We start from the raw sequence: 10,827 nt of genomic DNA on the forward strand, positions 1-10,827 counted from the left end.
TTCGGATTATTCGTTGGGCTTGAGAAGGAGCAATTTGGCGCTACCGGTCCAGCCGGCGGGCACGGCAACAATCAACCGATCCAGCTCGGGAGAAAAGAGCGAGGTCCGCCCTCCCGTCCCGGTCTGGACTGTGCCCATCGCGGTGATAGCAGAACCCTGCTCGGCAAAGATTTCGACCTTGCCAGAGCCGCAACTGACGTACCACCGGTGCCGCTTTGCATCGCGGAATATGTCGTCAGCATCGCCGCAGGTCGGCAAGTCCAGTCGCACCGCGCCACTGGCTGCATCGAACCATGTGACATGAGCGGGCAAGCGGGAAACGATGGCGATCTGCTTGCCTTCGGCCCCCAGCGCCATTGGAAAATTCAAGCGATGTGGTGCAACCCAGCGGGCCGTGACCTTGGCTGAGTGCAGATCGGCGACGGCCACCGTCCCGGCATTGGGCAGATTGACGTAAAGTCGGGCTGACCCATCATCGATCTGGAAGCCTTCGGGGTGGGCGGGCAGGTCTATGCGGCCGATGACCTCACGCCGGGCTGGATCGATCAGGGCAATCGCTCCTGACCCATAGCCGACGGCGATCTGCCCGCTGGGCTTGTCCACCCTTACATTGTCTGCATCATCGCCCAGCTTGATCTGGCCGAGCGGTGCCAAGGTGGCCGCATTGTAGAAGCGCACCGTACCATCGCCGCCGCTGGCGACCACCAACTGGTTTTGCGCGGGGAGATAGGCCACCCCTTGCGGTTCTGCGAGGCCGGAGATCCTTTGCATCTTACCTGACACCAGGTCGATGGCATCAACCGTGCCGTTGGCGATCTCGGCGACGAACAGGCGATGATGCGCGGGATCGAGCGTCAGATGATCGATGCGGCCTTTCACACCGGGCAATAGCACTTCGCGTTCCAGCGTCAAAGAGGTGCCAGCAGTCGGAGACTGCGCCTGAGCGCATCCACTGAGCGCCATAGTCGCGAGTAATGCGATGTGGGCCAATCGCCGCATCAGATCTCTCCTTCATAACAGGTGTGTCGCCGTTCGAGCCAGAACGTCGCCGCGATACAGCCAAGGATGGTCAAGCCAAATCCGGAGATGAAAGCTCCAAATGGCACGGCGCCATTGGCCAGCGATTTGGCAACCCCCAGAAAAGCGCCGTAGAGCCAGCAGGCCGCACTGATCGAACAGATCAGCAAGAGGGCGCTGCGCCGCCCAGACAGGGTTGAAATATGCCGCAGATTGCCCAGCATCAGGCTGGTTGCAAGCCATACGATGACCACGACCAGTTTGGTCCAAAGTTTTGGATTCTGGAAATAGCACAATCCGCCAGCCAGCAAGATCCCGAGTGCGATGATCGCCAAACCGGATGCCCATAAATGCCATTCCGCAACCTTGATGCGGTGCTGGCGCAAGGGATCACGAGAGCCATCAAACAGCGATGCATAGGCTTGCAGCACGCAATAGCCGCCCTGGCAGAAAGCCAGCACGTGCCAAAATACGGCGAGCGCCCATAAGAGTTTGAGGAAAATCAACATGCGTTTGGACCAGCATGACATGGCCTGACGACCTGTAGGTCCTCAGGCCATATCGCCTTTCGAGTTATCCCTTGGTGGCGGCCCGGTAGCGGGCATCGACCACCGCCCAGTCGATGTTGTGCATGAAGGCATCGACATATTTGGCCGCTGCTGCGCCATAGTCGATGGCAAAGGCGTGCTCATACATGTCCAGCACCAGCAGCGGCGTGCCGGTGACGGGGCCATTGGTGTGATCCCATGCCCAGTAATTGTGCAGCGACTTGGTGTATTGGTTCCACGCCAAAATGCACCAGCCCGAACCGCCCGCCAGCGCCATAGCGGTGCGCCGGAATTCGGCCTCCCAGCCCTCGAAACTGCCATGGCTTTTGGCCAGCGCCTCGCGGATTGCGCCCGAGGCGACGCCATTGCCGCCGAACTGTTCGAAATAGAGCTCGTGGAGGATAACCGAACCGGTGCGGTGCAATTCCTCGCGTTTGAGATCGCCATAGATCACTGGCGGCAGGTCCTTGTCCGCCATGGCTGCTGACAGGCGCCCTTCGACCATGTTGAGGGCCTTGACCGAGCCTTGGTAATTGTTTTCCCAATGCGAGCGGATCAGCTTTTCCGAGAGACCGGTGAGCTTGGTCGCATCAAAGCCGAGCGGCTTGGGCTGATGGCCGCCAGCGAAGGCCGGAACGGTAACCGAGGGTGCGCTTTGGGCGCTGGCTTCCATGGGGACTGCGGCTGCGGCCATGCCAAGGGCAAGGCCGCCAAGAGCGTTGCGGCGGGAAATGTCGGTCATGGTCAGAAACTCCTATGCGGACAGTTGAGAGAGCAGCCAACCGCCAGCGGCGGCCAAGGCGAGAACGGGAATCACATTCCATTTGCGGCCGATGATCGCGAAGGCCGATACGGCAGCGATCAATCCGGCGCGCCAGTCGAAGCTGGCGAGCTGCGGGAGGTTGAGGCTGACAGGGCCAAGCGAGGTTGGGCGCAAATCATGGAACAACACCTGCAGGGCGAACCATGCCGACAGATTGGCGATCACCCCGACAATCGCCGAGGTGACCAGCGCCAGTGCGCCCTTCAAAAGGCCCGCGCGTTCCAGCCGCTCAATCCATGGCGCCAGCGCAAACACCCACAGGAAGCAGGGTGCGAAGGTCACCCAGGTGGTGAGCGCCGCGCCCAACAGGCCAGCTACCAGCGGGGTAAAAGGTGCTGGCGCGCGGAAGGCGGCCAGATAGCCCACAAATTGCGTGACCATGATCAGCGGGCCGGGGGTGGTCTCGGCAAGGCCCAGCCCATCGGCCATTTCGCCCGCGCTCAGCCAGTGTTGGGTCGAGACCGCCTGCTGCGCCATGTAGGCCAGCACCGCATAGGCCCCACCGAAGGTCACCACGGCCAGCTTGGAAAAGAACAGGCCAATCCGCCACAGCACATGGCCGCGCCCCAAAAGGGCGAGCACCGCAACCATGGGTGCTGCCCAAACCGCCCCGCCGATCAGTGCGGACCACAGGCTGTGGCGCCACGGGCGCGCGGTGTCGGGCGGGGTGGCAGGTTCGGCCTTGAGGCCCAGCAGAGCGGGGCGCTGACGGGCGACAAACCAGCCAACCAGTCCTGCGCCGATCACCACTAGCGGGAAGGGCGCGTTGAACATAAACAGCGCGATGAAGGACACTACCGCTGCTGCTTTGCGAAAACGCGTGCCCAGCGCGCGACCTGCCAAGCGTAGCACTGCCTGCACCACGATCGCCAGCACCGCCGCCTTGATACCGAGGAACAGCGCGGCAAACCACACCAAATGCGCCGCCGCGCCATAAAGCATCGACAGCGCGAGAATCACCGCGGCACCGGGGATCACAAACAGCAGCCCCGCCGCCAGCCCGCCGCGAATGCCGTGCAGCTTCCAGCCGATCCAGATCGCCAGTTGCTGCGCTTCTGGCCCCGGCAGCAGGTGGCAGAAGTTGAGCGCGTGAAGATATTGCTCCTCGCTGACCCAGCCACGTTCCTCGACCAATTCGCGATGCATCAGCGCGATTTGCCCCGCCGGCCCGCCAAAGCTGAGGCAGCCGATGCGCGCCGACACGCGCACCAGCTCGGCAAAATCAGGATGGGTACGAGAAGTCGTCATCAAAGCGCCTATTACCTTTCCGCCCGCAAAAGCGCAGGCAAGAGAAGGCAACACTTGGGCTGACGCCTGGCCGGGAGGTTGCTTTATCCCGGTAAAACGGGCTTCTAGCGTAGCTTCGGTTAGATGGCAATGGATTTGCTCTGGCGCCGGTCAAGATGAACCAAAGACGACAATTGTATTCAGCATCGCACAACCCGTCGGTCGCTATCCGGGGTGTATCGGTGACTTGCCGGTTCGGGAGATGCGACATGCGGCATTGGGTGGGTGCAATTGGGGTGGTGACCGCGCTGATGGTGGCGGGAAGCGCACAGGCGCAAAGTTGGGGTGTCTATGTGGGCAATGGCGCCCCACCACCGGCGCCTTATGCTATGCGTTGGCATGACGATGGCGCCGATCGCATGATGAACTTCGTCTGTTCGGGCCAACGCGCGCATATGCTCGAGGAGAAGCTTGGCCAGGAGGTCGACGAGGGGGACATTGATCCCGACCAAGCCGACCGTATGCACGCCGCGATTGATGGACTGGAGGGGCGTCAGCGCCGCGAATGTGCTGAAGGCGATATGCGCTCGGTTCGCGAGATCGCCTGGCGCTACGACCGGATTGGCCAATGGATGGATCGTGCCGCCCATGGCTACGGCGACGGGCGGGAATGGGGCCAGGGTTGGCGTCCTCGCTGACCCAAGCCTATAGATATTTGGCGATCTCGGTCAGTCGCCCCAGCGTCTCGCGCGCTTCGGGTGTAAGATCGCCGAGCGTTTCGGTGAGGTGATGCTCGATATGGTGCGCTACCAGATGGGTTTTGGCCTTGTCGAGCGCGGCGATCACCGCCTGCAACTGCTGGGCCACGTCCAGGGCACTGCGATCGTCCTCGATCATCGTGACGATCTTGGCGAGGTGCCCGTTGGCCCGGCGCAGGCGGTTGATCAGGTCCTTGTCGGTGGTGTGGCTCATGGCCTCATTCAGAGCAGGTGACGCGCGCCGTCAAGCGCGACGATGCAACCCACAACAAGGATCACCCCGCCTGAGATCAGCGGAGCCTTGCGAACTGCCTCGCCAAATCCGCTCCAGCGCTTTTCCAGATGGCGCAGGGACAGGGCCGCCAGCACGCCCGATGCCACCATCGTCATGGCCAGCCCGACCGAAAATCCTGCCACCAGCACGGCTCCCAAGGCGACACGGTGCAGTTGCAGGCACAGCATCAGCACGGTGATGGCGCCGGGACATGGCACCAATCCACCGGTGAGGCCGAAGATCACGATCTGGCCGGTGCTCACCGCGCGATTGGCAAAGCGCCGCCGAATATCTTCAGCATGGGCTGCCTCATGGGCATTGACATAGCCGCCAGTCGCCAGTTCCAACTCGTGAACGTCTTCATCGCTCGGCTCATGGTGATGATGGTCATGATGATGATCGTGATGCCCGTGCCCGTGATGGTGATCATGATGATGCCCATGATCGTGATTATGGCTATGGGCCGCGCGCAGATCGGCGCGGGCGCGCCACAGCATCCACAACGCCATGCCAATGATCACTGCGCCCGAGGCCAATTGAAAATAGGGTTCGGTATCCTCAGCCCGGAACGATCCAAAGGCCCACATCCCGCCCATCGCAACCAGCCACACCACCATTGTATGCGATAGCGTGGCGGCCAGCCCCAGCAGGACCGCCTGCCGGACCGTGCCTTTCACCGCGATGATGAAGGCGGCCATCATGGTCTTGGAATGACCCGGCTCCAACCCGTGCAGCGCGCCCAGCAGGATGGCACTGGGAATGAACAGCCAGCCATTGGCGGCATCTTGAACGATGAGCGAGGAAAGGTCAGTCATGGGCGATCCAGTATCCCCCCTAGGGGGATATAGCAAGTACTCAGGGCAGACCTTTGAGATCACGGGTCCAAAGCGCAACGCCTGTTATGCCGCTCCAGATCACGGTGATGGTCGCCAGGCTCACCATGGCGCGATGGGGTTCGAGATCGGGATGCCGGAGAGCGGAGAACAGCTCGGCAAAGCCCAGATAGCCGGCACCTGCGGCAAGAACGTGCGCTGCGACCAGCACCGCCAGGCCTGAAGCTGACAGCAGCGATCCCAGTATCCCGATGACCTTGGGTCGATCACGCCGATGCATCAAAGCTGCCGACCAAAGCTGTAGCGCCAGCAGGCTGGACAAAGCGAAGGTCAGTTCCGCTCGCACGATGACTGCCGGATCTGGCACTACCACCATCACGGTCCTGGCGACAAAACAGATGCCGAACACGATCAGGCCTGCTCGATTGAGCGGGCGGGTGGCCCCAAGTTCGTCGCACAGGCTCAAAGCGCCGAAGGTCAGCACCAGCCATCCGGCAAAGGCCCAAGGCTGGCTCAGCGCGCCCAGCAGGCTGGCAGGTATTTGCGAGATTGCGCCTACCAAGAGGGTGACGGCGGCAATCTTGGCAGTGCGGGCTATTGGCATGGTTGCAAGGCTCCCCGGTTTGGCTGGGTGTGCCAATAGGGATGAGGGCGCCAGCTCGATATGGACAAGTTGGCTGGAATGTCCGAACCATGGGAAATGCGCGACACCGACAACCCTGCTGCCACTTCCTCAACTGGGGCCGATGCGCGAACGGCCTTGCTTCGCGGTTTTGCGGAACTGGTGTTGAGCCGCCGCTATGGAGATTTCGGCGTGGCCAGCATTATTCAGGCCGCTCAGGTCGCGCGCTCGACTTTCTATTACCACTTTGCCGGCAAGGACGATCTCTTGCTCGAAAACCTCCGGCCATTTGTCGAAACGCTTGCGGCCATGCCTCAGGAACAAGGCGTTTCGCCTGCGCTGGAACAGTGGGTCAGCCATATCTGGACGCAGCGAGCGACAGCTCGGCGCCTGCTGGGCGGGCCCACCGGGGACAAGCTTCAAACCCTGCTGGCCGATACGCTGCGTGAGAGGTTGTCACTACAGTGCGTCGACATCAGCCCCGATGGCCTGACCATGCTTGCCGAGCAGATCGCCGCCAGTTCTATGGCGTTGCTGAGGGCTTGGGTGGGACACCGCTTCAGCGCTGCGCCGCCCAGCGTTGCCCTATCGCTAAGGCGCGGAGCACGGGCTTTGTCTCACCCGCGCGAGCACTCATGATGAAAGCGTGAGGCGTTGACTGAAATTGCAGAATCACAGGAGGTGGGCCGTCAGCAGAAAAAAGTTAGCTTGCTGCCATTCGCAACACATCCCTTGCAGCATCCGGCAGCCCCGCAATCACAGAAAGATACGCGCTGGCGGTAGCATCTGGCTGCCTCCGCCCTTGCTCCCAACCTTTTAGGGTCGCCAACGGAATCCGGTAAGCGCTGGCAAAGGCCTGCTGCGACATGCCCAGTTCCTCGCGAATGGCGCGGACGTCCGGCACTTCGATAGTGTGCGTGCGCGCCAACTGGCTCGTGCCCTGAGCGTGCTCCGCAGCCTCGGAAATGGCCGCGATCAGATCGTCACCAAAGCTGCTCATCATGCGTCTCCTTCGGCGATGCCCGCCGCTGTCTTGATAATCGCCGCAAAACCGGCGACCGCCTTCTTCTCGTCCGGCGTCAGGTCGGTGGCCTGCGCCTTCGCATAGGCCAGCAGCAGGTAGAGCGGACAGCCTGAGTGATAGTAGAAATAGATCACCCGCGCGCCACCGCGCTTGCCACTTCCTGCCTTGCTCCAGCGTAGCTTGCGCACGCCGCCGGTGCCTTGGATCACGTCGCCCGCTTCGGGATTGTGAGCGACGTAATCGACCAACTCTGCCAGTTCCGCCTCGCTCCAAATCTTGGCCGCCGAGCGCGCAAAGATTTGCGTCTCGGCGACGGTGATGGGGCGAGTCTTCATGTGCGGGATATACGTCATTGACGCCCGACCTTCAAGGGGTAGTGCAGGTCTAGCGCCCGCCCGCCAAAGCCTGCTCGATAGCCCGCCCGATTTCCTCGGCGGCATCGAGCAGATGGGCGTCGTCAAGGTGGGCATAACGCGCGGTGGATTTGATGCAGCGATGTCCGAGCAGCTTGCCGATCATCGGCAGACTTTCCCGGCTCATCACGGCATGGCTGGCAAAGGTATGGCGCAAATCATGCAGCCGGAAATTCCGTAAGCCAGCAAGGTCGCGCACCTCCACCCATGCATCCCGGATGTCTGAAAACGGATTGCCGGTACGCGAACTTGCGAAAATCCACGGCACCTTGGGCATTCGGGGAACTTCGCCGAGCAGATCGACCGCTTCTTGCCCCAGCCAAACTGTCCGAGGCCCGGTCTTGCTGTCGCGCAGCTTGAGGCGGTTGCCACGCAAGTCGCTCCACTGCAGCGAGAGGATTTCGCCGCGACGGCAGCCGGTCAGAAGCAGCAGCGTGATCGCCACTGCCTGAGAGCGCAGGCTCTGATCGGCATGGTTGCGCATATCCGCCAGCGCAGCGCCCAAACGGGTCATCTCCACCTCGGACAGGTGGCGGGTGCGCATCACCTTGCGATTGCAGCGCACGGCATAGCAGGGGTTGGTGTTCTCAACGCGATAGCCCCACGCCTCAGCCTTGTTGAGCGCGGCGCGCAGGATGTCCATGCAGCGGTTCGCAGCACCTGGCCCGGCATTGTCGGTCAGGGCGGCAAACCATTTGGCGACATCGGCCTCGGTCAAGCTGTCGACATAGATGTCCTTGAACGCCCCATCGATATGGCAGCGACGGTAATCAGTGGCGGTGGTGCGGGTGGACGGCTTCCAAGTCGGCTCACATTTCTGCCAATATTCCTTGAGGAAATCATCCATGCGCGGCGCGCTGCGAATGCGCTCGCGAACGGTGGCAGGATCATGGCCGACGCGTGCATGGGCGATGACCCGCCGCGCCACCATCGTCGCCTGATGGCGGGTCAGCACGGTAGCCGGGCCAATGGTGATCGTCCGCACACGCCCGCCCATCCGCGTTTGGACGATGTAAACATGCCGCCCGCTGGCGTAGTGGCGGATACCAAAGCCGTTCTCGATGGCCAGCCATGTAGTTGTTCGTGGGCGGCCCCGCTGAGCGCGCGAGAGTTTGGGATCGACGCCAACCTCGGCCAGCGCTTTCTCGACAATCTGGCGGAGGGAAAGACTGGTCATGCGCCCAATCCAATCGCGCTGGCCAATCCACCCGACACGCGCGCCGCCGCCTCGGCAATCGTCTCGTCGGCAAGGTGGGCGTATTTGGCGGTCGTCTCGGGCAGTTCATGCCCCAGCAGCCTGCCGATGGTCGCCAGCGGCATATTGTGGCGGATGGCGATTGAGGCATAGCTGTGGCGTAGGTCGTGAATGCGCAGATCCGGCAGCGCGCAACGGCGGCGGAATTTGGACCACCATACGTCCAGTTTGAGCGGTGCGTCGCCTTTCTGGTTGGGAAACACGAAGGGGCAGCCTTCGCGGCGCGGCAAGGCCTCCAGAATCCGCACCGCTTGGCTGCACAACCAGATCGTCTTGGGGCCGGTCTTGCTATCGGGCAGCAACAGGCGCGGTCCCTGCACCCAATCCCATTGCAGGCCACCGATCTCTTGGCTCCGCGCGCCGGTGTAGAGTAGCAAGCGGATGATGGCGACGCGCAGAGGTTGCATTTCCTCGGCTTCGCTCAGCGCTGCCCCTAGCCGCCGATACTCAAGTGGGCTGAGGAACCGCTCCATCGCCTTGCGCTTGAAGCGCGGCGTTCCCCTGCAAGGATTGCTCCCCTTGCGCAGATACCCCAGCGCCTCGGCATATTTCAGCATCGCCGCCAGCACCGGCAGCGCGCGGTTGAACTTCGCTTGCTTCCCCTCCGCGCAATCATCCCGCCAGCGGATGATGTCTGACCGGCAGATGATGTCGAGCCGCATCGGGCCAAACTGCGGGGCAATGTCGAGGCGGATGGCGTCCCAATTGCGCTTCTGGGTCGAAAGCTTCCAGTGATGCGCGCAATCGCGCCAGAACTCATCGACATACTCGGCGAAGGTGGGCGACTGACGCTGTGCAACGCGGCGAGGCAGACCATCAAGCGCCACCTCTGCCAAAATTCGCCGCGCCTGCATCCGCGCAGTCGGCGCATCGAGGTCTTCCACCGAGCCCAGCGTGATCCGCTGATGCTTGCCGCGCCGCCGGACCCGCACGAACCAACTGCGCCGCCCCGATGGCCTGATCCTCAGGCCGAACCCAGCAAGCTCGGTATCCCAGATCGCATATTCCCGAGGCGCGGGCGGCTGCTTCCGACGCGCCAAATTGCCATCAAGATAGGCCCGATTCCCGGGCGCAAGCCGTTTGGGGACCATATCGCCATCATACACCCCCAATTCGCCATCCAAAACCCCGGAATTCTGCGGAATTTTGGGGACCAGACAGCCATCGGCGGCGGCCAGCTTGCGCCACGTTTCCAGCGCATCCTCGATTGATTTTGCAGCACTTTTTCCCATAAAATGCGGATAACCCGCGTTCGGTGTGCCGTTCCTATCCCCTTAAGGGACTGTGACATGTGAGTTATTGGGGCGACCTCGCTGAGTGGCCGTCAATCGGGTTCCTGCTGGGGATGAGAGGCGCTTCTCAAGCGCAAATCGACTGCTCCGAGCGGCCATAAAAATGGGCCAAAGCGCCGTCCTGCGGGACGACAACTAATCGTCCTGATCAGGCGCGCGGCATGGGGTGGGCTTGTCCCACCCCTACGTCCGCGTGCCTCCTGCCATCGGAAAAAGAGAAGGAGGACGCCGCGGATGCGGCGTCCTCCGAAACGTCAGGCAGCGATGCGCTGGTGGCGTTGGGCGAAAGCGTGGTGGGGCACGTTCGCCTCACGCACGCGGCTCAAGAGGTTGGACTGGAGGCCCGAGCCTTCGCAGACGATGGCGTGGACCGGCTTGAGGTTCATCAGTTGCTCGTTGCGGACGAAGCCTGCGCGCTTGCCCAGTGCCCGGTTGAGGGTGAAGCGGACGGTCTTGACGCCGCGCGCGGCGGCCCAGGCGTGGGCGATCAGGTCGCAGCCCTTGTGCTGGGCGGTGGTGGCGAGGATCATATGGGGCACGCGGGCGTGGGTCTCGTCGAGGGCCTGCCAGAGCAGTTCATGGTCGTGCCAGTCGGTGCCGCCGGAGAAGATGACTGGACTTGTAACGGATTTGTGCCGGTCACCTGAGCGTTTTATGCTCGCAACAGGAGACCGACGAGATGATGAAGCATAGTGAAGATTTTAAGCGAGAGGCGGTTCGGATCGCGCTGACCAGCGGGCT

The 10,827-nt window shown here is 62.3% G+C and carries 13 protein-coding genes and 1 pseudogene; 2 read left to right on the top strand and 12 right to left on the bottom strand.

Annotation, left to right across the window (positions count from 1 at the left end; all coding sequences use genetic code 11):
- Positions 1-6 precede the first annotated feature (6 nt).
- The 4 genes from EOE18_RS16520 to chrA all read right to left on the bottom strand — a co-directional run bounded on the left by EOE18_RS16520 (position 7) and on the right by chrA (position 3,636).
- Complete coding sequence (locus EOE18_RS16520; RefSeq protein ID WP_246027509.1) at positions 7-912, bottom strand: YncE family protein; 906 nt, start codon at positions 910-912, stop codon at positions 7-9.
- An 86-nt stretch (positions 913-998) separates the two neighbouring features.
- A complete protein-coding gene (locus tag EOE18_RS16525) occupies positions 999-1,526 on the bottom strand; it encodes a hypothetical protein (protein ID WP_127711553.1) in 528 nt (175 codons plus the stop codon).
- Positions 1,527-1,590: 64 nt separating this feature from the next.
- Positions 1,591-2,307 (bottom strand): superoxide dismutase, encoded by a 717-nt coding sequence (locus tag EOE18_RS16530; RefSeq protein WP_246027510.1) that lies wholly within the window; start codon positions 2,305-2,307, stop codon positions 1,591-1,593.
- A gap of 12 nt (positions 2,308-2,319) precedes the next feature.
- Positions 2,320-3,636, bottom strand: a complete 1,317-nt coding sequence (chrA, locus tag EOE18_RS16535; protein ID WP_127711555.1) for a chromate efflux transporter — start codon at positions 3,634-3,636, stop codon at positions 2,320-2,322.
- 248 nt (positions 3,637-3,884) lie between these two features.
- Here chrA and EOE18_RS16540 point away from each other — a divergent pair, with 248 nt between their 5' ends.
- Positions 3,885-4,313: a histidine kinase gene (locus EOE18_RS16540; protein ID WP_127711557.1), complete on the top strand. Its 429-nt coding sequence runs from the start codon at positions 3,885-3,887 to the stop codon at positions 4,311-4,313.
- 7 nt (positions 4,314-4,320) lie between these two features.
- Here the strand turns inward: EOE18_RS16540 and EOE18_RS16545 are convergent, their stop codons facing one another.
- Genes EOE18_RS16545 through EOE18_RS16555 form a run of 3 tightly spaced genes read right to left on the bottom strand, consistent with a single transcriptional unit; the run spans position 4,321 to position 6,084 of the window.
- Positions 4,321-4,587 carry a metal-sensing transcriptional repressor gene (locus EOE18_RS16545; RefSeq protein WP_127711559.1) on the bottom strand — a complete coding sequence of 89 codons (267 nt, stop codon included), beginning with the start codon at positions 4,585-4,587 and terminating at the stop codon, positions 4,321-4,323.
- 8 nt (positions 4,588-4,595) lie between these two features.
- A complete protein-coding gene (locus EOE18_RS16550; protein ID WP_127711561.1) occupies positions 4,596-5,462 on the bottom strand; it encodes a nickel/cobalt efflux transporter in 867 nt (288 codons plus the stop codon).
- A 40-nt stretch (positions 5,463-5,502) separates the two neighbouring features.
- The gene (locus tag EOE18_RS16555; RefSeq protein WP_127711563.1) at positions 5,503-6,084 is read right to left on the bottom strand and encodes a hypothetical protein; all 582 of its coding nucleotides are present in this window, start codon (positions 6,082-6,084) and stop codon (positions 5,503-5,505) included.
- 78 nt (positions 6,085-6,162) lie between these two features.
- Here EOE18_RS16555 and EOE18_RS16560 point away from each other — a divergent pair, with 78 nt between their 5' ends.
- The gene (locus tag EOE18_RS16560) at positions 6,163-6,741 is read left to right on the top strand and encodes a TetR/AcrR family transcriptional regulator (RefSeq protein WP_164852797.1); all 579 of its coding nucleotides are present in this window, start codon (positions 6,163-6,165) and stop codon (positions 6,739-6,741) included.
- 64 nt (positions 6,742-6,805) lie between these two features.
- Here the strand turns inward: EOE18_RS16560 and nadS are convergent, their stop codons facing one another.
- From nadS to EOE18_RS16585, 5 genes and pseudogenes are all read right to left on the bottom strand, one after another.
- Positions 6,806-7,105 carry a NadS family protein gene (gene nadS / locus EOE18_RS16565; protein ID WP_246027511.1) on the bottom strand — a complete coding sequence of 100 codons (300 nt, stop codon included), beginning with the start codon at positions 7,103-7,105 and terminating at the stop codon, positions 6,806-6,808.
- A complete protein-coding gene (locus EOE18_RS16570; protein ID WP_220446033.1) occupies positions 7,102-7,461 on the bottom strand; it encodes a type II toxin-antitoxin system RelE/ParE family toxin in 360 nt (119 codons plus the stop codon). Before EOE18_RS16570 ends, nadS begins: the two co-directional genes overlap by 4 nt.
- A 49-nt stretch (positions 7,462-7,510) precedes the next feature.
- The gene (locus tag EOE18_RS16575; RefSeq protein WP_127711569.1) at positions 7,511-8,716 is read right to left on the bottom strand and encodes a tyrosine-type recombinase/integrase; all 1,206 of its coding nucleotides are present in this window, start codon (positions 8,714-8,716) and stop codon (positions 7,511-7,513) included.
- Positions 8,713-10,026, bottom strand: a complete 1,314-nt coding sequence (locus tag EOE18_RS16580; protein ID WP_246027512.1) for a tyrosine-type recombinase/integrase — start codon at positions 10,024-10,026, stop codon at positions 8,713-8,715. Before EOE18_RS16580 ends, EOE18_RS16575 begins: the two co-directional genes overlap by 4 nt.
- 314 nt (positions 10,027-10,340) lie before the next feature.
- Positions 10,341-10,703, bottom strand: a pseudogene (locus tag EOE18_RS16585) (DUF2493 domain-containing protein); the annotation flags it as partial.
- Between the last annotated feature and the right edge of the window lie 124 nt (positions 10,704-10,827).

Origin of the sequence: Novosphingobium umbonatum (genome assembly GCF_004005905.1) — a bacterium.
Taxonomy (GTDB): Bacteria; Pseudomonadota; Alphaproteobacteria; order Sphingomonadales; family Sphingomonadaceae; genus Novosphingobium; species Novosphingobium umbonatum.